The sequence below is a fragment of the Peristeroidobacter agariperforans genome (assembly GCF_004138335.1).
Taxonomy (GTDB): Bacteria; Pseudomonadota; Gammaproteobacteria; order Steroidobacterales; family Steroidobacteraceae; genus Steroidobacter; species Steroidobacter agariperforans.
The window spans coordinates 294,064-312,583 of the sequence record NZ_RYFW01000005.1; the positions used below are offsets into that span (position 1 = coordinate 294,064).

The following is an 18,520-nucleotide window of genomic DNA, read 5'->3' on the forward strand; positions in this document are numbered from 1 at the left end:
ACTTTTGATGAATACTCGCGACTTCGTACGACCCTCAGGCCGCTGGCAGGAAGTCGATCGGATACAGAATCGTGATCGCCGGCACGCCTTGCTTGGGGCCGAAGTTGATCGTCTTGACGCGCTCGACCACCTGCGCCGAAAGCTCTGGAGCATTCATGTCCGAGGCTTGCAACGCGCACATCGACACGCTGCCGTCCGGCTCGATGGTCAGATTCAGCACCATCTGCCCGCGCAGCGTCGGATCCTTGCGCAGCTCCTTGTTATAAAGCCGATAGAGCGCCGCTTTATAACGATCGAACACGATCTGGATCTCTTCATCCGTGCGTGAGGGGCCGACGCCATCGCCACTGAGCGGTCGATCCGCTCCGGGCTTGCCGATGCCGCCGATACCGCTGGTGACGCGTGTGGTCTGCACACTCGCCATGCCGCCGTTACCGCCCGTGCCGCCGACGCCTCGACTGAGCGAAGCGAGGTTGATGCCGCCGCTCGAGCCAGGCGCGTTCGTCGTCAACATGGCACGTTGAACCGGACCGGAGTCGCTCGCATTGTTGATCTGCGCCTGCGAGCCGAGCCGTGCGAGCGCTTGATCCTGCTGCATGCCTGCGAATTTCTCGCGGAACGCGAGAATGCCCTGCTCCGCAACCTTGGGACCTTCACCTGCCGCAGGCTCGGGCACTTCCTGGTCGGGCTTGGCCGCGAGCTTCGGTGCTTCCTTGATCGGCTTTTGCTCGACGGGCTTTTCCTGTGGCTTCAGCTTCGGCTGCTCGCGCGCCTGCACCGGTGGCTTCGGACGCGATTCGATCAGCAGGCGCACGATGCGTTCGGGCACCTGCACCTCGGGCTCGAGAATGCGCGTCGGTAAAGGAATGTGCGGGACGATCAGCGCGAAGATCAAACACAGCAACAGCGTGGTCGCGGCGGATTTGCGAAAGCGCTTGTCCTCCTCGCCGCCGCGCGTCCAAGGCATCGACGCCTGGTACGCCGGCAGCCTGCTGATCTCACGCTCGATGATCCATTCCTGCCTGCGCTTCTCCTCCTCTTCGAGCGCTTCGAAGAGGACGTCTTCCATGAGTGCGGCATGGCTCTCGTGCTGCTTGATTCGATCGACGACAGCCGCGCGGCGATCTTCGATCTCCTTGACCCGCTCATCGAACTGAGCGACGCGACCTCGAACGCCGCGAACGTAGTTGGCGCTGGCGCCCCGATCGGCGCTCTCGCCCCAGAACAACGCCGCGCCGCCCATCTTGTCGAGCCTGTCCAGCGCGTTGCAGGCGTCCAGGAGCAAACCGTACTGCGTGCGCTCGGTCGCAAGATCTTCGAGCTCCAGCTCGACGGCGCGCAGATCGATCGCGAGCTCATCGACAGCAGCTCGCGCCTGCGCCAGCTCGGATGCCAGCGCCTGCTGGTTCTGTTCATCCGTGCGCAGATCCGCACTCGGCGGATCTGAATAGGGTGCATCGGCGCCATCCGCACCGACGGCCTCGGACAAGACCGGAATCTCGTCCGCCCCGAGTCGTGCTTCAGCTGGCCGCATTGGCTGCCTTCTCCTTCTGCAAGACGGCCAGCGAAATCTTCCCGTAAGAGGAAGCGCTGCAGGTCGCCATGACTCGTTTCACGATATCGAACGGCAAGCTCTTGTCGGCGATCACCGTGACCTCGCTCGCCGCAACCGTGTCGGCATCGCTCTTCTTGCCAGTCAGCATGGGCCGCTCGAGCACCTCACGAAGCGGTTCGACCAGCGGTGTCTGCGTGCCCTGCACTTCCGCGATAGTGGCCACCGCTTCGCCTTGCACGAACACGTGTTCCTTCGTGATCATCACCACGACCGTGTTCTGCGGCTTCACCTCCGCGGTGGACTGAGGAATCTCGATGCCCTTGGAGTTCTGCACGACTTCCACTTCGGTGGAGTAGATGAGCAGGAACGCCACCATGACCGACATGATGTCGATCAGCGGGATCAAGTTGAGCTCCGCGTCCGAACGGGGCTGCGAGCGATTCAATAGACTCATATGTCGGCTCCTGGGGTCGGCGCTGCCGCGTCGCTCACGGCGCTTCGCCGACCGCGATGTTGGCGAACAGCTCGAGCTTCGTCGTCGTAGCGTCAGGCTGTGTGACTTCAGCAGAACGAATCGCGTCCATCGCCTGGATCAAGTAGTCGTACTGCACGTCGCGCTCCAACAACACCGATGCATCGTTCGCCTGCGGGTACTCCTGTTTCAGCGACGTCGCCATCTGGGTCAGCGTGCCGAAGTCGTACTGATCGTTGAGCTTCGGGACGGTCGCGATCAGCTTCGTGCCGTTGGTGAGCTCGAAGCCCTGATGACGAACGATCACCTCCAGCCGGAATGCCGGAGGCGTGCCCGCGCTTGCCGAATCCGAGCTGGGCAGATCCAGCTGCAGAATCGTGATGCGGGAGAACACCGCCGTCATCAGCAGGAACGTGACCAGCACCGTGAAGATGTCGATCATCGGCACCAGCATCAGCTCGACCGGCTTGCGCATCCGAGTCGTGTAACTCGACTGCATCAGCGGGCCGTCGTAAGCGAACGAACGCGTGTAGTTGGATGGCATGACGAATCCTCAGGCGGCCTTGGAGTGATCCTTCGGCAATTGCGCGAGCTCCAGGCGGTTCTGCATCCGAGCAGACTGGCGATCGCCGACCAACGTGAGGAACTTCATCGCCGCCGTTTCCAGGCTGCCGATCAGCTCGCCGGTCTTGGTCTGCAGGAACGCATGGATGAACAGCACCGGCACGGCGACCATCAAACCGAACGCCGTACAGTTCATGGCCTCGGAGATGCTGGCTGCGAGCAGGTTTGCCTTCTCCGCCGGGTTGGCGGTCGCAACCGCCGTGAAGGCGTGAATCAAACCGCTGACCGTGCCGAGCAGGCCGAGCAACGTGGCGAGGTTTGCGAACGTGCCGAGATAGTGGGTGCGCTTCTCGAGTCTCGGAATCAACTCCATCAGATTCGTGCGCATGGCCTTCTCAACATCGTCCACGCGACGCACGGCGCCCTGACGCGCAAGGCCCACTGCCAGCAGTTGCGACACTGCTGTTTCATCCTTCGCGGTCGCTTCACGCGCCTTGTCGAAGTCGCCTTCCGTCAGCACCGGTTCCAGGCGATTCCAGGCGGCGCGGTTCTTGATGGAAAGCCGGCTCAGCGTGACGTAGCGCTCGATCGCGATCGCGGCGGCGGCCGCGGCGACGAACAGGATCGGATACATGAATGCGCCGCCGCGATTAAAGAAGTTCACGATTGAGTAGAAGATATCCACGGTGTTGCCTCTTCAGCTGCAGTTACAAAGGGTCGAAAGATTTACTTCGCGTTGGCCCTGATCTCGTAGTAGCTCAGCTGCCGCATGAACACTTCTTTGTCCACGGGCTGCCGACCGTCGTCGAGGGTCTTGCCGATGCCCAACGTGTCGCCGAGCTGGGAGCTCTTCCACGGCACGATCACCAGCGCCTTGGGCGCTTCCTGATTTCCCAGGATCGACATGCCCGAGAGCGCCTTGGGTCCCGCATCCGCTTTTGGTGTGCTTTGCGCAGGCTCGGGTTGGGTCTGGTTCGAGTTCGCTGCTGCCACCGCGGCGACCGACGCGGCCGCGGTCGGCTGATCCGCGGCGAACGTCGTCGTCGCTAGCAACGAGCATGCGGTGATGAAGAGTCTGCGCATCATGTCTGTCTCCTAGCGCTTGGCTCTGACACTCAAATCGGCCAGCCACTTCGCAGTGTCGGCATCATCCGGCGCCGCCTGTTGGTAGGCCGTGTAGTGCTGGAGCGCGCAGGCAAGGTCGCCGAGGTACACATCGCAGAGAATCGCGAGGTTGCGTTGTGCGAAATGGAAGGTTGGAAAGATCTCGAGCGCCTTCTCGTAGCTGGCACGCGCCTCGGTGAACTGCCCCTTGCGTCGATACACCATGCCGAGCTCGTTGTAGGCGATGGGATGCCGAGGGTTGAGTTGCAACGCCTTCTTCAGGCTTTCCTCGGCTTTCTCGAGATCTCCCGAGCGCGCGTAAGCCATGCCTAGATCGATATGAACGGCAGTAACATTTGCCGCGCTCTCGACGATCTTGAGCAACGCAGCGATTCCCTGCTCGTACTGCTGCAACTCCAGCATGCGAACAGCGCTTTCGTACTCCGCTCGAAGGTCCGCGCTGACTTGCACATCTTCGAGAATCGTGAAGCCGGTCGCGTCCTGTTGAATATCGACGCGGGCCGACGGCGCCACTTTCGCCGCGGCTTTCTGCACGGGCTTGTCGTGTTTGGCGGACGTCGAGCACGCGGCCACGAACAACGCCGCCAACAACACGGCATGACGCACAGAGCTCATGTCACTGGCCAATGGCATTGGGAGCTCCTGCGTTGGCTGCGATTGCCGGCTCAGGCGGCGGGGCGGACGGTGTCCGATAGGCATAGCGATCCAGCGATCCCAGAAAGCCGCTGCTCAGCTCCGCTTTCGCGTAACGCGCAGGCATGAGCTGGGCGAGCTTGGCCAGGCTCTTCTCGATCCACTCGTTGTAGATGCCGGAGCGGATCAGCTCCAGATTCTTCTCGTGCACGCCAATGGCTTTTTCTTCGAACGGGAACGCATTCTCTTCGAGCGCCAGTTCGTAGTCCTGCAACTGGCCCGCTTGCAGATCCTTCGGCCGCTCCGATTCCACCAGCGACCGGTTGAAGCCGAAGTACACTTCGGCCATGTAGTAAGTCGCCGCCGCGGTCACGTCACCCACCTGGTAGTCGACCAGCGCACCCAGCGATTTCATCGCGGCGTCCATGCGCTGTTGCTTCAATTGCAGGCTGCGCTCGAACGGTTGCACGAGCTTTACGGAAGCGAACTGCGCATACAGCTGTTCGCCGAGCACGAGCGCCGAGCGCGCCGCCAGGGTTCGCGTCCGATTCGTTCTCTCCACCCCTGCGGCTGCATCGATACTCACGATCTGCTGCAGCTGCTCGTGATAGCGCGTCAGGTCCTGCGCGCCTTTGTAGAGTTCCGCGATCTTGGAACGCGTCTCCACGCCAAGGTCGAGCGGCTGCGGGAACTCGTTGACGTACGCCAGGTAGACCGCGAGCGCACGTTCGTTGTTCTTTCCTTGCTCATGCAGATCGCCGGCGAGCAGCAGCGCCTCGCCGCGCAGCTCCGGTTTGTCGGCCTCCGCAGCGATGCGCTCGTATTCGCTGGCGGCACGCGCGACCTGCCCGCTCTGGCGGTACACGAACGCGATCTGTTTGGTCGCTTCGCGATTCAGCTCGTGTTCCGGGTAAGTCCGCCGGAATGCATCGAGAACGTCGGCTGCGGCAGTCCAGTCCTCCAATCGGATCAGTGCAGCGCCCGCATCGTATTCGGCGGCTGCGCGGATCTTCGAAGTCGGCGCCGCCTGCTTGATGCGCAGGAAGTGATTTGCCGCTGCCCGGTAGTCCTGTCCGCTGTTCGCTGCCTCGCCCTGCTTGTAGATCGAAGCCGCCAGGTTATCCACGAGCGGCGCACGCTTCTCATCCGTTTCCGGCGTCAGCTCGAGGACTCGCGTATAGGCAAGCTCAGCGTGCGGATATTCCGCAAGATCGAATGATGAGTGAGCAGCCACCGTCCACGCGGAGCGCAGCACGGTCAGATCGGCGGTTGGATAGCGCTCGATCAGCTTCTGCGCGGCGCTCAGCGCCGGCTTGAAGTCCTTCAGCTGATAGAGATCGTCGGCCGCCGCACCGAGCACCTTGGGCGCATGCTCGTGTTGTGGGAACGTATCGGAGAACTTCAGCGAGCTGGCGATCGTGTCGCGCTTGATCGTGGGTTGCTGACCCTCGTCAGCCCCCTGCAGATGCTCGCGATGCGCGAAGATCGCGGCATAGCCGGCCGCCGCGGCCTTCTCATGTGTCGGATAGTCGTAGGCAGTCCGCTCGTACTCTCTTGCTGCTTCGCCGAAGTTCTTTTCCTCAAGCAGCAAGTCGGCCAATTGATAGTTGGTTGGCGGCGAGTCCGCGTCCGTCGGGAAGGAGCTGAGGAACTCCCGGTACCATTGCAGGGCTTCGCGGTAGTTCGCGGGCTTCTCCTCAGCGAGGTCCGCACGCTGATACTGCGCGTGATAGTGGTTGGCGAGGTCCTTGAGATTGCTCTTCAGATAGCTGACCACCTCGGGGGACTCATCCATTGCGAAGTGACGCCAGTACTCGGCATGCACCCCATAGGTCTTCGCAAACTCCTTCTTCGAATCCAACACCAGCTTCTGGAAACCGCCTTTGGTGTAGATCTCGACCACGCGCATGCTGAAATGCGGAGAGGTCCGGTGCAACGGATACAAGCCGATGAATGCTTTGTATGCCGCAGCCGCATCGTGATAGCGCAGCTTCGTCAGGTAGAACTCGCCGAGGTTGCTGTAGATGCGATCCTCGTAGGTGCGGCTGCCCTTGGCTGCGAAGTACTCGTTGACCACTTCGGGGCCGCCCAAGTTCGAGAAACTCAGGCTGATGACCCGGAACGTATCGGCCACGCGCCGCTCGTCACCCTCTTCGTGTCGCGCGTTGAAGTCGTAGCCGATCGATACTTTGTGATCGAGCAGCGCGATGTATCGGTGCAAGGCTTCATCGTAGAAATCCTGCTTGTAGAGCGTCCAGCCGAGCTTGTAGAGCGCGAGCTCGTAGTACTCGGAGCGAGCCCCGAGGGCGATGATCGCCTCGTAGGCGCGCTCTGCGTCGCGGAACTTTCTGCGTGTGAAGAAGTACTCCGCGCGGCGAAATTGAACTTCGTCGATGTATCTCGACTCGGGATGCGAGTCGATCAGACGCTCCATCGTCTGCATCGCTTCCTCGGTGCGTCCCAGCTCGTCGTACGCGCGGGACTTCTGATACAGCACTTTGTCGTTATGCTCGTAAGTCGGATACTCGGCCAGCAACTGATCGTAGAGTGCGATCGCTTCCAGCGGTCCCGAAGCCGCCGGTTGGTTGGATGTTTCGACGGCGTGCCCGCCCGAAGCGAGCTGCGCCTGGCCGGTCGCGCGACGCTCGAAATCCTGTTGCGATTCGGAGAGGTCGGCAATACCGACGGCCTTCGGACGCTCGGCGCCCGTCGCAGCGAGCGCCATGCGTTCCGGCGCCGGCTCGGGCGCCTCCAGCTCCACCATTTTTCCATCGCCCAGGATGCCGAACTGCTTCTCGACCTTCAGGTCGGCCAGACGCCGCATCGCTTCGGGCGTCATTGCGGTCTTCGGCGTTTCCTCGAGATAACGCCGATAACTTTCCATGGCTCGGTCGAGGCCCTGATCGACGTGCACATCCGCCGTGTCGGCCGGCACATTGCGCAGCTCCGCCAGGGTCTGTTTGTCAGGGGTGGGCGTGCAGCCCGTAACGAGCACTGGAGAGAGAATGAGGACCAGGCGAAGGGGACGCATCACTGCTGCCCTCCTGCATTGGCCTGCGCGCGAGTTGCACGATCGTAGCTATCGGCGACCGCGTAGCGAGCCTGGCTTTCGTAGGATTCCAAGCGATCGCGACGGATGCCGAGCTCATTGATAGCGACCATCTCCAGCACCCGGCCCTGCCGCGCCATGACCAGCGTGACCTGCTGAAGCGACTCGCCGACGCGTCGTCGCAAGCGTGTGATCGGGGCGCTGTAACCGACATAGCTGTGCATCGCCGCCTGCCGAGCACGAACGAACGCCTGATACTGCGACCGCATCTTTGCGATGTCCGCATTGAGTTGTTCCAGGTGCTCGTAGGCTTCGGTCAGTCGCTCGTGGTATTGCGTGTTGAGCTGCCAGGTCAGCACGCCCTGCAAGCGCTCGAGGCGGCGTCGCTCGTGCTCAATGCTGGCCTCGGGCATGCTCTCGAGCGCTCGCTCGATCTCGTTCAGACGCTCGCGAACGATGCGCTCGTCCGCGGTCGCGAGATGGTCGGGTCTGGGCGCCGTCAACATGCCGTGCAGCCGCTTCTCGATGTTGTTGCGTTGTTCCTGACGCAAGCGGATCTGCGAGTCGAGCTCACGAAACTTCGCATCGACCTCCGGCAACAGCGGCTCGTAGTTCTTACGGCGCCGCTCGATGATGTCTTCGAAAGCGGCAAAGCTGCGCTGCCAGGTTTCCAGCTTCTTGCGCACGTCCTCCAGGTCCAGATAGTTCTGCAGCGCCGTCTGGAAATCGTGTGAAGCCATCAGCGTTGCGAGGTAATAAGTTTCGGGGGATTCCGGCAGGCTGCGCAGACGAATGACCCAATCTTTGTCCTGGCGAATTTCCTCGCGCACCAGGGCCTTCAGGAACTTCCCTTCCCGAATGCTCCTGATCGAAGCATCGACACGCGCGCCTTCTGCGCTGAAAGTTTCCAGCGCGCGGCCATACATGAGCGCGGCCCGGCCGTTGACGTTCAATTTTCCGTACGCGTATGGCAGCGCCAGCAATGCTTCTTGTACGGCGCCATCGGTCACGTCGCGCTCGACGAGCGCAGTCCACGGCACGATCGCTCTGTCGTACTGCTCGGCAGACATGGCCGCCCATCCCGAACGCAGCAGCGCCTGATTCGAGAACGGCCCTTCGAGTCGCACGCGATCGAAGGAGAGTTGCGCCCGCTCGAAGCGGTTCGACTCGAACAGCAGGTCGCCGAGAATCAGGTTCGACTTGTCCTTGATCGCTTTGACAGCGTCGTCCTGGGCCTGGATCTTGCCGGCCTTGTCCAGCTGTTCGAGCGCCGCGTCCGCGCGCTGATCGTGTAACAACGCGATGCCGAGGTTGTACTCGGCGAAGCCTGTCAGCCCGTCGGCACCTTGCAGCCGTTGCAGTACGTTGGCAGCATCGGCGGGACGGCCGCTGGCGAGATAAACGTTCGCGCGCAGGAACTCGACTTCATCCCGAATGCTCTCGGGAATACGACCCTGGATGCGATCGAGCGCGTGCAACGCTTCCTCCAGTTGGTCTTTCTGGAAGTGGATGCGCGCCAGACGGAACGCCGCTTCATTGCGGACTGCTTCATCGACGGCGCCTTCGAGCACGGCCTTGATGGCGCGGCCGGCCCGATGGTGCATCCGATAGTTGAGCTCGAAATCTCCGACCGAGAACTGCGCCTCGCCGACGTGAAAGTGCAATGAGTCGAGCTGCGGCTCGTCGAGATCACGGTACTGGCCGAGCTCGGCATCGAGTCGTTCGAGCGCCTCCAGGTACTGACCCTGGTGGGCGTAATACAGCGCCTCGCCAAAGTGCAGATCCTGGAGATCGCCGCCGGAACACGGCTGCACGGCGAGCAATGCCGTCAGACCGAGGCCGAGCGTGCTGTGGACTGCGCGAGTCATGACTCTCACCAGTCCCCTACTTGGATGGCCTCGCCGCCGGCCACCGTGATGCCGACCAGCTTCGGCTCGACACCTTTGTCGAGCGTGAAGCTGTCGCTGCGCGCATAGTCCCTACCGCCATCGAGCTTGCCCATCACGGACACCTCGAGCTGATGCGCGCCGGTCGGAATGTTGCCCGTATAGATCCGCTGCACACCGCCCTTCTGCAGCGCCTCGAGCTCTTTGTAGCTGTAGATGTAGTGCGCGACGAGCTTGCCGTCGAGCTGGATCTGTACCGAATCGAGTCGCATCGTTTCGCCCTTGGCGAGCGCCACGAACAGCGCGACATGTGTGTTCGACGGATACAGCAGCCTTTCCTCGAGACGGCGTAGCTCGGCGTCGATGCTCAGCACGTCGGATTTGATCTCTTGCACCTGCTCATCGAGGCCCTTCATTTGCGCTCGATAGCTGTCGTCGGCGGCGCCAATCGCGGCCCAGAGGCAGCAGCAAGCGCTGAACGTCGCGGTCCAGAAAGTCTTTTGCATGGGGTTTCGCCTGATAGGGGCGGATTAAGTCAATGAACCAGGACGGTCCGGCTCTAGTGAGACACGCGAGCCCGCATGGTGCTCAGGCACGCGCGAGAGCGTGGCGCGGAAGCGCTCGCTGGGCACGAGGCAGGCGAGACAGCCGCTTTGGAAAAGCTCAGCGAAGAGAGAATGGTGCAAGTGAACGCAGACAGGGCGCCGCGCATATCGCGCGAGGACGGCAAGGCCGCACCCGCGTTCGCGATCGATATCCATCGAGTCATGAGCCACCTCCATTCAACCTTGGGCACGCACACGCGTGGGTTCGAGGCAGCCCGATTGCATCGGACGTCGACTCCGGCGGTCCCGCTGTCATGGAGCGCGCGAGGCGCTCTTTAGACCGGTGACTTTGCGTCGCCATCTTTCGATGGCTTTGCCCTTGACGTAATTCGCCGGCGAACTTTGCTTGCCGAGGGAACGAATGGATGTGACACGAGTCTAACAATGCGAGAAAAATGTGACGCACTTCTCACTTTTCCGTGGGCACATTTAGTTCAACACGAACGGCCTTCTTGGAAGGTTTCATCTCACGACGATCTTTTGTTGACTCGGCAACCCGAGGACCGAGTCGCGAAGCAGCGGCTTTAACAATAATGATGGAAGGCTCTTGGAACGCGCTCACGATGGCGCGCTCGCCCTCATCGCCGCGCGAGCAGCACTATGATGATGACGATCAGGATCGCCGTGATCGTCTTCCAGAACATCACCGGGTGACGCTCCAGCAGCGGCGGCCGGGTTCTTCGCAGATGGGCGTCGTTGGGATGGCTCAGGTCGTACACGAACTCGGACAGCTCTTGATAGCGCCTGTCCGGATCCGGATGCGTGGCTCTCTTCAGGGTCTCGTCGATCCACGCCGGAAGGTCGCGCTCGTCATCCAGCAGCGATCGGTACACCAGGCGTCGTTGCGCGGCCTTGGTGGTTGCCTTGGCAACCTCAGTGCCGAATGGCAAGCGTCCCGTCAGCATTTGATAAGTGATGACGCCCAGCGAAAACAAATCCGAGCGTGACGTGCCGGCGTCTCCTAGAAAATATTCCGGCGCCGTGTATTGAGCGGTGCCCGCCGGCAGATTCTGCACCGACGCGGCACTCTCGACGATTCCAGCAACGCGGGTGGATCCAAAGTCCATGATCTTCACGGTGCCAGTGGCATCGATCATGATATTTTCCGGCCGCAGGTCCTGATGCAGCATTTCCAGCCGATGGAACGCCTGCAAACCCCTGGCGATCTGCTCGACGATGCCTCGCACCGTGCTCAGCTGAGGCTTCGGATTGTCGATCATCCATTGCGTCAGCGTCTGACCATCGATGAACTCGGTGACCGTGTAGAGATAGTTGCGCTTGCGCGTTGGCGCGCAGGCCCGGACGACGTGTGGGCTGTCGATTCGACGTGCGATCCAGTCCTCGAGAAGAAATCGTTCCAAATAGGTTGGATCGCCGCTTAGATCCACCGATGGCGTCTTGATGACCACGGCCGGTGCCTCAGGCTCGGTAACATCCGTCGCAAGGTACACGTGACTGCGGCTGCTGATCCGGATATCGCGGATGATTCTATAACCGTCGAACTCCATCCTCGGCGCAAGCTCCGGCGGTAGCGGCAACTCGCTGAGCTGGTGATGAAGTTCGCCCGCTTCAGCCTGCGGGACTGCATCGATGCGCACCAGTTGAATGGTCAGATTGTCATCGCTGCCCTGCTCCAGCGCCTCGCTGACAATGGATTTCGCCACTATCTCGAGGTCCGCAGCGGGCTCGCACAGAGCATCGATGATGAATTTCGGATCGACGTGCTCGTGAATGCCATCCGTGGCCAGAATGAAAACGTCGCCCCGCTCCGCGTTCGCCGCCGAATAGTCGATCTCGAGCTGTGGATTCACACCCAAGGCGCGCCCGAGATAGCTCTTCTCGCGAGAGATCCAGAGACGATGATCCTGGGTGAGCTGCTCGAGCGATCGATCCCGCAGTCGATAGATTCTGGAATCGCCGACGTGAAAGATGTGGGCCGTCGTGGACTTGATGACCAGTGCGCTCAGTGTGCAAACGTAGCCGCGGTCCTGGTCGTAACGATACTGGCTCTGACGCGTCTGCGCGTAGAGCCAGGAATTGATCGCCATCAACACGCGCTGCGCGGACTGACGGACCGACCAGGCCGGTGAGGTGCAGTAGTAATCCTCCAGGAAGCCTTTCACGGTCGCCTCGCTGGCGATCTGACTGACATTGCTGCTGCTGACGCCGTCGGCTAATGCGACGGCGATGCCTTTGGCGGTCAGTTGCGGCTCGTCGGGAATGCACGCGCCGTGAAAGTCCTGGTTGATCTCCTTTCGGCCCGAGTCGGAATGCTGCCCTAAAGAGATCTGCAATCGAGCGGGCAGCATCAGGTCCGATTACGCGGCACGCGGGAACGCCTGCTTCTTCGGCGCCGTGCGCAAGTGCGTCGAATACAGCGTCAGTCCAGTGAACGACAAGCCGCCGACGAGGTTGCCGATGACCGTCGGGATCTCATTCCAGATGATGTAATCCATCACCGAGAAATTGCCGCCCATGATCAGCGCGGACGGGAACAGAAACATGTTCACCACGGAATGCTCGAATGTCATGGCGAAGAACACCATGATGGGCATCCACATGGCGATCACCTTGCCGCCGACCGAGGTTGAAATCATGGCGCCCACCACACCGGTGGAGACCATCCAGTTGCACAGCACGCCACGAACGAACAGCGTGAGCATGCCCGCCGCGCCATATTCCTTATAACCGAGCGTGCGCGACTCGCCGATGCCGGCGATGACCTTGCCAACTGCATTCGGCTCGGTAGAGAAGCCGAAGGTAAAAACGATCGCCATCATGATCGCGACCGTGACCGCGCCGGCCAGGTTGCCGGTGAATACCAATCCCCAGTTCTTGAGCACGCCGACCAGCGTTACGCCCGGACGCTTGTCGATCAATGCAAGTGGCGACAGCACGAACACGCCTGTCAGCAGATCGAAGCCGAGCAGGTAAAGCATGCAGAAGCCGACAGGAAACAAAATCGCACCGATGATCGGGTAGCCGGTCTGCTGAGTGACCGCCACTGCGAACACCGCTGCCAATGCGAGAATGGCGCCGGCCATATAGGCGCGGATCAAGGTATCTCGCGTGGACATGAATACTTTCGATTCGCCCGCATCGACCATCTTGGTCACGAATTCCGACGGTGCCAGATAAGACATTGTTCTATTGCCTCTTGAATGTGAGCACTACCCGCTCGGAACCGGGCCGATTCGGGCATGAAGCTTCAATGGAATCTCGAGCGCGTAGTGGACCGCGCGAGTGTTCAGCGGGAAGGAGAGTTGCCCGCTATGGCAGCAGTGCCTTGCCGACCCGTCGTTGGATCAACAAGCCTGTGCAGCAAGAGCTATGCCAGGGACTGGAGGCGGTTTTGCGGGCAAAAGCAGGGGGACGATGCGCCGTTACGGTGCAGCGGATGCAGGCATCTGCCCTCTTGGAGAGCCTGAGATTTCGCAAAAGGGTTGCCGCGGTCTTAGAGCGCCGCCGCCGCGACCACCCTACTCCCGTGCTCAGCGGACGCAGGGTCCGGAGTGGCGAGGTTCATCACGGCTCCGGCGACGATGGCCGTCGCCGTGAGGGCACGGAAACCGGAACGGAGCGGATGCTTGGCGAACATGTGCAATCCAAATAGATCCGACGAGACGTGAGCCAAGACTAACCGGGTGGCGAGCGAGGCTCTAATCGATTCTGTCCCCGGCAACGATTGATACCTCCTATGTGGGAGCACAGTGAGACGCCCGCTGATGCGATACAGCTCGCGAATTCGCGTGCAGCTCTCGGGTCATCGTAAGATGCCGGTCATTCTCCGGCTCGAAGGACTCGCCGATGCCCACGCTGACCAATCATCTCCAGTTCGCGCTCGTTGCGCTCGCCATGGTGCTCACACCGGGTCCGAACATGATTTATCTGGTCTCACGCGCGATTTGTCAGGGACGGATGGCGGGACTGATCTCGTTGGGTGGCATCGCGCTGGGCTTCATGGTTTATCTGCTCTGCGCTGCGGCAGGCATTACTGCGATCTTCCTATCGGTGCCGCTTGCGTACGATGCGCTTCGCATCGCCGGCGCGATCTATTTGCTCCATCTGGCGTGGCAAGCCGTGAAGCCGGGCGGTCGGTCGCCGTTTCAGGTGCGGGATCTGCCGGAAGACAGCCCGCGTCGCTTGTTCGGTATGGGCCTCTTCACCAGTCTGCTGAACCCGAAGATCGCAATCCTGTATGTTTCCTTGCTGCCCCAGTTCATCCAGCCCGAACATGGCAGCGTGTGGGTTCAGTCGCTGGTGCTCGGGCTGACGCAGATCACGATCAGTGTGAGCGTCAACGCACTGATCGTTTTCATGGCGGGCAGCGTCGCCCTGTTCCTTGCTTCGCGGCCGTCATGGCAGGTGATCCAGCGGTGGCTGATGGGCACGGTGCTGGCCGGGCTCGCCGTGAGAATGGCCGTCGAATCGCGACGCTAGTGCGTGCACACCTTCGGGCGCGCAAAGTCCACGTGCTTGAAGATGAGTAGCTTGCGCTCCCAGAGGTTCGCGTGAGTGAAGGCGCCCAGTGACTGAGCGGTCGCTCTCTCGTAGCGAACGCCGTTCAGTTCGTAAGTGACCCAGTGCTGGGGCTTCTTTCTGAGGCGTTCCTTGAGCGAGAACATTACCAGGCCCTGGTTGCGGTCGGCGAAATGTTGAAGGTCGGGGTCCGAGGACGCCTTGATCATCGCGACCTCGCTCTGATACGGAAACAGCGCCAGCGGCTGCGTGATCACCAGATGATTCGACACACCCGCTTCCGTGTGCAGATTGCTGAACATGGCGATGGACGCCTCGGTGCGCAGCCCAAGGTAAGGCGCCGTGCACACGATGAATAGCGTTGCCGGCACCGCATACAGCCACATCGGCCGCCGCGGCCCGACCGTTCCACGCCATGGCAGGTGATTGATCGCCGCATCCGCCAGCAGCAGCATCGTGACGCCGCCGTAGACGACCCACATCAGCACCCACACAGACTGGTAAACGTGCGAGAGCGGAATGCTCGCCTGACGGCTGAACACCGAAAGAACACCGACCAGCGCCACTGCCCCGCCGATCACGATTCCAAACGGCAACGCCTGGCCCAACATGCCGAAGCGCTCGCGCAATAGCCGGAACAATCGCGCGCAGTTGTCGTAGAACCGTTCGCTGACCTCTCGCGGCACCGACAGGATATACAGCGCCAGCACGAGGCTCGAGAAATCCATGTACCACGAGTACACGGAGATCGGGATCACGAAATGAAACATCAGCGCCAGCAACAGGCCGACTGCGAACCAACGTTTCCAATACAGCGAGACGATGGCGATTGCCTCGACGATGAACGTGCTCCAGATCGCGAGATGCTTGCCCGCGAGGCTGTTCTGCAAGCCGAAGCCATCGGCCAGCGGCATATACAACGCCACGGCGCAGCTGACCCGTGGGTCGAGAAAGTCCGTGTTGATCTTGTGGAAGATGCCGTAGAAGTACATGACGGCCAGCAGCGCCCGCGCCACCACCCGCATGTTCTCGTAAATGTTCTCTCGCATCTGCGCAGAGTTGCCGTAGCGCAGGACGGCGTGTGCACAGATCGCGAGAATGCCTGCGTTCATGAACGCGGCGATCATTTTGTTGTTGCCCGCGACGGGCATGGCCATGGCGTAGCGCGTTGCCATCACGCCCGCCAGCAGCACCAGCAGCGGAGTCCAGCGCGGACGCCAGATCAACAGGAGTGCGACGGAGATTGCTGCCCAGCTCATCAGCCCAAGCAACGGGCCGTCGCGGAACAGCAGCATGGTGCGATCGCCGGCCAGGCTGAAAATAGCTGCGGCGGCCCACACGGGCGAAAACGCAATCAGGCCATCGGCAGAGACCCGTTCTGTCGCTCGACTCATCGATGGGCGCAAAAGGCGCCAGACGCTGTACCAGAACCGGTCAACGGAACGATCCGCGTGAGCGCTCATGCTCCTTGGTCCCCTCCCCTAAACTTATGTTTGTATCTGAAGTTCGAGCGCCGTTTTGAAGTCGGCCGAGTGTGCCAGCGGAGATCGCCCGGCGCCACCTGTCACCAACCAGCGCCACCGCGCCGCCTGCAGATGGAAGGCTGAAGCGAAAATCGTGCCGTCGTGTAAATACGGCATAGGTGAGCGCTGATGAATGTCACATGCTGTTGAAGTACTATCGCTGCAAGCTCAAAAGGTATCGAATGCATGCTCACACGCCGCAAACTGGCGCTTTACTTTCTTGCCGCCCTGGCGCTCGCCGGTGCATACGATGCTTTGCGCAACCTGCCCGTGCTGAGCGGTTGTAATTTCTACTCTGAGTGCCCGGACAATTCTTCCCCCGTTGCCGGCCGCAGCGACTGATGGAAACGTCGGCCAACTGGCTGCTCTACGACGGCGAGTGCCCCTTCTGCTCGCGTTACGTCGTTCATGTTCGTCTGCGTGAGGCGATCGGGCCCGTGATGCTGGCCAATGCGCGTGAGCATCCGGCACTGGTCGAGGAAGTGGCGCGGCTCGGTTATGACGTGGATGAAGGCATGGTGTTGAAGCTGAACGGTCGCTACTACCACGGCGCCGATTGCATCCATGCGCTGGCGCTGCTGACGACGTCGGCCGGCTGGTTCAACCGGATCAACTCGGCTGCGTTTCGCTCGCGAGCCGTTTCGCGCTTCGCATATCCCATCCTGCGCGCGGGCCGCAATTTCACATTGAAGCTGCTGGGCCGGTCGCGACTGGATCCCTCGCCTGCCTCCAGCGACGGCTGATTCAGCGGATCGCCGCCGACAACTCCAGGCCCGGCACATTGTGGAGCTTGCCGATCTCCAGATTGGTGATCGCCACGAACTCTCGCGCGGCCGGCGAGAGGTGGTGCCAGTGCCGGAACGCCCAACCAATCGAGACTGATGGCAGATCGGTGATGGGCACCGCCTTCACCGAGCCGCTGCGCTCGAAGTTGTAGGCGTGCACGGCCGGTACGATGGCCTGTCCCAGGCCGAGCTCGACGAACAGCTTCGCGGTGTCGAAATCATCGAAGACAACTTCAGCCTTCAGCTCCACGCCGCGTTGCGCCGCGGCCTGTTCGATGGCGCTGTGATGGGTCGTGCCGCCAGCCAGACCCAAGTAACGAATGCTCTTGAGGTCCTGCAAACGTAACTTGCGCCGGCGCGACAACTCATCGTCCTTGGTCGTCAACAGAAACATACGCTGCCTGGCGATGGTTTTCTCGTTGATGCCGCGCGCCGGCTCGCCGGTCGTGACAAAGCCCAGCTCCGCCTGATTGAGCCGCAGGATCTCGAAACAGCGCCGGGTCGAGCTGGCTGGCAGAAATCGCAGGTTGACGCCGGGGTGTTCTTTTCTGAATCTCACTACCGCATGACGCATGAAGTGACGCACGGTCGTGCCGCCGGTGGTGATGGTCAGCGTATCGGACTCGCCGTGCTGTAACGCGCGCACCCGTTGCAGCCCGACTTCGATTGCATCCAGTCCTTCCAGCGCGAAGTCCTTGAGGATCTTGCCGGCGGCGGTCGGTTGCACGCCGCGGGCGTGCCGTTCGAACAATCGAATGCCGAGCTCGGCTTCCAGCCGTGCGATGTGCTGACTGATGGAGGATTGCGTTCGCTGCAGCTCGCGAGCCAGCGAGCTCATGCTGCCGGCCTCGCAGGCCGCGACCAGGATGCGGAGATCTTCGAGCGTCATGAGGGCATATAAGCATTTCCTTGGATCGATGCAAAGAACCTTAGCGTTGACTAATGTCCGGGCAAATGGAATCGTGACCGCGCCGAGACTGGGGAGCACGCTGTGAAAGGCCAAAGACTGTCGACCATCGATATCGTCGCGATGAAGCGCCGTGGCGAGCGTATTGCCATGCTGACCGCGTACGACTACACCTCGGCGCAGATGGTCGATGCCGCCGGGGTCCACACGATCCTGGTCGGCGACACCGTCGGCATGGTCGTGCAGGGCCAGGACACGACGCTGCCGGTCACGCTGGACCAGATCATCTATCACTCGCAGATGGTCGCTCGCGGCGCGCAGCGGGCGCTGCTGGTGGGCGATATGCCCTTCATGACCTATCAGGTGAACGTCGAGGACGCCTTACGTAATTCGGCGCGCCTGATGACCGAGGGCAAGGTCGGAGCCGTGAAGATCGAAGGTGGCGTGGCGATCGCGCCGACCATCGAGCGCCTGGTCAACGTCGGCATTCCCGTGTGCGGGCACCTTGGCTTTACGCCGCAGTCCACGCACGCGATGGGTGGCCCTCGAATTCAAGGCAAGGAGCCCTCCGCGGCCGCCTCGCTGGTCGCCGATGCCAAGGCGCTCGAGGCCGCCGGCGCGTTTGCGATCGTGCTGGAGCTGGTGCCATCGTCGGTGGCTCAGGAGATTTCGCAGCGCGTGTCGATTCCCACCATCGGCATCGGCGCCGGGCCGCACTGTGACGGAGAGGTCCAGGTGTTCCATGACCTCTTCGGGTTGTACACGGACTTCAAGCCGCGCCATACCCGCCGCTATCTGAACGTGGCCCAGGACGTCGTGACGGCCGCGCGCCAATTCGTCCGGGATGTTTCCGAAGGAACGTTCCCGGGCGCGGAGCAAACCTCGGATATCGGCCCGGAAGCCAAAGAACGCTTCCGAGCCTTGCTGACCGCTTAGA

17 protein-coding genes and 1 riboswitch are annotated in these 18,520 nt (G+C 61.5%); of the genes, 4 read left to right on the forward strand and 13 right to left on the reverse strand.

Annotated elements, in window-relative coordinates; genetic code table 11:
• Positions 1-34 precede the first annotated feature (34 nt).
• The 11 genes from EK373_RS29045 to EK373_RS29095 all read right to left on the reverse strand — a co-directional run bounded on the left by EK373_RS29045 (position 35) and on the right by EK373_RS29095 (position 13,032).
• Positions 35-1,534, reverse strand: a complete 1,500-nt coding sequence (locus tag EK373_RS29045) for an AgmX/PglI C-terminal domain-containing protein (protein WP_129648462.1) — start codon at positions 1,532-1,534, stop codon at positions 35-37.
• Entirely contained in the window at positions 1,521-2,009 is a 489-nt protein-coding gene (locus EK373_RS29050; RefSeq protein ID WP_129648464.1) for an ExbD/TolR family protein, read from the reverse strand. Before EK373_RS29050 ends, EK373_RS29045 begins: the two co-directional genes overlap by 14 nt.
• Before the next feature lie 34 nt (positions 2,010-2,043).
• Positions 2,044-2,571, reverse strand: coding sequence for an ExbD/TolR family protein (locus EK373_RS29055; RefSeq protein WP_129648466.1), 528 nt, complete (start codon positions 2,569-2,571; stop codon positions 2,044-2,046).
• Between the two features lie 9 nt (positions 2,572-2,580).
• Positions 2,581-3,276 carry a MotA/TolQ/ExbB proton channel family protein gene (locus EK373_RS29060; RefSeq protein WP_198683730.1) on the reverse strand — a complete coding sequence of 232 codons (696 nt, stop codon included), beginning with the start codon at positions 3,274-3,276 and terminating at the stop codon, positions 2,581-2,583.
• A 41-nt stretch (positions 3,277-3,317) separates the two neighbouring features.
• Positions 3,318-3,677 carry a hypothetical protein gene (locus tag EK373_RS29065; RefSeq protein ID WP_129648468.1) on the reverse strand — a complete coding sequence of 120 codons (360 nt, stop codon included), beginning with the start codon at positions 3,675-3,677 and terminating at the stop codon, positions 3,318-3,320.
• A 9-nt stretch (positions 3,678-3,686) separates the two neighbouring features.
• Entirely contained in the window at positions 3,687-4,349 is a 663-nt protein-coding gene (locus EK373_RS29070) for a tetratricopeptide repeat protein (protein ID WP_157994591.1), read from the reverse strand.
• Positions 4,333-7,380: a tetratricopeptide repeat protein gene (locus EK373_RS29075; RefSeq protein WP_232831375.1), complete on the reverse strand. Its 3,048-nt coding sequence runs from the start codon at positions 7,378-7,380 to the stop codon at positions 4,333-4,335. Before EK373_RS29075 ends, EK373_RS29070 begins: the two co-directional genes overlap by 17 nt.
• Positions 7,380-9,266 (reverse strand): tetratricopeptide repeat protein, encoded by a 1,887-nt coding sequence (locus tag EK373_RS29080; RefSeq protein WP_129648474.1) that lies wholly within the window; start codon positions 9,264-9,266, stop codon positions 7,380-7,382. Before EK373_RS29080 ends, EK373_RS29075 begins: the two co-directional genes overlap by 1 nt.
• Before the next feature lie 5 nt (positions 9,267-9,271).
• Positions 9,272-9,790: a hypothetical protein gene (locus EK373_RS29085; RefSeq protein WP_129648476.1), complete on the reverse strand. Its 519-nt coding sequence runs from the start codon at positions 9,788-9,790 to the stop codon at positions 9,272-9,274.
• Between the two features lie 335 nt (positions 9,791-10,125).
• Positions 10,126-10,217, reverse strand: a riboswitch (cyclic di-GMP riboswitch).
• Between the two features lie 250 nt (positions 10,218-10,467).
• Complete coding sequence (locus EK373_RS29090) at positions 10,468-12,198, reverse strand: bifunctional protein-serine/threonine kinase/phosphatase (RefSeq protein ID WP_232831363.1); 1,731 nt, start codon at positions 12,196-12,198, stop codon at positions 10,468-10,470.
• 9 nt (positions 12,199-12,207) lie between these two features.
• Entirely contained in the window at positions 12,208-13,032 is an 825-nt protein-coding gene (locus tag EK373_RS29095; RefSeq protein ID WP_129648478.1) for a formate/nitrite transporter family protein, read from the reverse strand.
• Positions 13,033-13,696: 664 nt separating this feature from the next.
• Here EK373_RS29095 and EK373_RS29100 point away from each other — a divergent pair.
• Positions 13,697-14,329, forward strand: coding sequence for a LysE family translocator (locus tag EK373_RS29100; protein ID WP_129648480.1), 633 nt, complete (start codon positions 13,697-13,699; stop codon positions 14,327-14,329).
• On the opposite strand, the gene EK373_RS29105 is transcribed toward EK373_RS29100, so the two are convergent.
• On the reverse strand, positions 14,326-15,762 hold the full coding sequence (locus tag EK373_RS29105; RefSeq protein WP_129648482.1) for a thiol-disulfide oxidoreductase: 1,437 nt from the start codon (positions 15,760-15,762) through the stop codon (positions 14,326-14,328). The two genes, EK373_RS29100 and EK373_RS29105, sit on opposite strands and share 4 nt — an antisense overlap.
• Before the next feature lie 315 nt (positions 15,763-16,077).
• On the opposite strand from EK373_RS29105, the gene EK373_RS33240 reads away from it, so the two are divergent.
• On the forward strand, positions 16,078-16,233 hold the full coding sequence (locus EK373_RS33240; RefSeq protein ID WP_157994592.1) for a hypothetical protein: 156 nt from the start codon (positions 16,078-16,080) through the stop codon (positions 16,231-16,233).
• Positions 16,233-16,634, forward strand: a complete 402-nt coding sequence (locus EK373_RS29110) for a DCC1-like thiol-disulfide oxidoreductase family protein (RefSeq protein WP_129648484.1) — start codon at positions 16,233-16,235, stop codon at positions 16,632-16,634. The genes EK373_RS33240 and EK373_RS29110 overlap by 1 nt, the downstream gene beginning before the upstream one ends.
• A 1-nt stretch (position 16,635) precedes the next feature.
• Here EK373_RS29110 and EK373_RS29115 read toward each other — a convergent pair whose 3' ends face one another.
• Positions 16,636-17,565: a LysR family transcriptional regulator gene (locus EK373_RS29115; protein ID WP_129648486.1), complete on the reverse strand. Its 930-nt coding sequence runs from the start codon at positions 17,563-17,565 to the stop codon at positions 16,636-16,638.
• A gap of 102 nt (positions 17,566-17,667) precedes the next feature.
• Here EK373_RS29115 and panB point away from each other — a divergent pair, with 102 nt between their 5' ends.
• Positions 17,668-18,519: a 3-methyl-2-oxobutanoate hydroxymethyltransferase gene (panB, locus tag EK373_RS29120; RefSeq protein ID WP_198683731.1), complete on the forward strand. Its 852-nt coding sequence runs from the start codon at positions 17,668-17,670 to the stop codon at positions 18,517-18,519.
• The last annotated feature ends 1 nt before the right edge of the window (position 18,520 follow it).

Bases quoted from the DNA above. Each gene is read 5' to 3' on its own strand.
- EK373_RS29045 (WP_129648462.1), bottom strand. From the start codon at position 1,534: ATGCGGCCAGCTGAAGCACGACTCGGGGCGGACGAGATTCCGGTCTTG.
- EK373_RS29050 (WP_129648464.1), bottom strand. From the start codon at position 2,009: ATGAGTCTATTGAATCGCTCGCAGCCCCGTTCGGACGCGGAGCTCAAC.
- EK373_RS29055 (WP_129648466.1), bottom strand. From the start codon at position 2,571: ATGCCATCCAACTACACGCGTTCGTTCGCTTACGACGGCCCGCTGATG.
- EK373_RS29065 (WP_129648468.1), bottom strand. From the start codon at position 3,677: ATGATGCGCAGACTCTTCATCACCGCATGCTCGTTGCTAGCGACGACG.
- EK373_RS29070 (WP_157994591.1), bottom strand. From the start codon at position 4,349: ATGCCATTGGCCAGTGACATGAGCTCTGTGCGTCATGCCGTGTTGTTG.
- EK373_RS29075 (WP_232831375.1), bottom strand. From the start codon at position 7,380: ATGCGTCCCCTTCGCCTGGTCCTCATTCTCTCTCCAGTGCTCGTTACG.
- EK373_RS29080 (WP_129648474.1), bottom strand. From the start codon at position 9,266: ATGACTCGCGCAGTCCACAGCACGCTCGGCCTCGGTCTGACGGCATTG.
- EK373_RS29085 (WP_129648476.1), bottom strand. From the start codon at position 9,790: ATGCAAAAGACTTTCTGGACCGCGACGTTCAGCGCTTGCTGCTGCCTC.
- EK373_RS29090 (WP_232831363.1), bottom strand. From the start codon at position 12,198: ATGCTGCCCGCTCGATTGCAGATCTCTTTAGGGCAGCATTCCGACTCG.
- EK373_RS29095 (WP_129648478.1), bottom strand. From the start codon at position 13,032: ATGTCTTATCTGGCACCGTCGGAATTCGTGACCAAGATGGTCGATGCG.
- EK373_RS29100 (WP_129648480.1), top strand. From the start codon at position 13,697: ATGCCCACGCTGACCAATCATCTCCAGTTCGCGCTCGTTGCGCTCGCC.
- EK373_RS29105 (WP_129648482.1), bottom strand. From the start codon at position 15,762: ATGAGTCGAGCGACAGAACGGGTCTCTGCCGATGGCCTGATTGCGTTT.
- EK373_RS33240 (WP_157994592.1), top strand. From the start codon at position 16,078: ATGCTCACACGCCGCAAACTGGCGCTTTACTTTCTTGCCGCCCTGGCG.
- EK373_RS29110 (WP_129648484.1), top strand. From the start codon at position 16,233: ATGGAAACGTCGGCCAACTGGCTGCTCTACGACGGCGAGTGCCCCTTC.
- EK373_RS29115 (WP_129648486.1), bottom strand. From the start codon at position 17,565: ATGACGCTCGAAGATCTCCGCATCCTGGTCGCGGCCTGCGAGGCCGGC.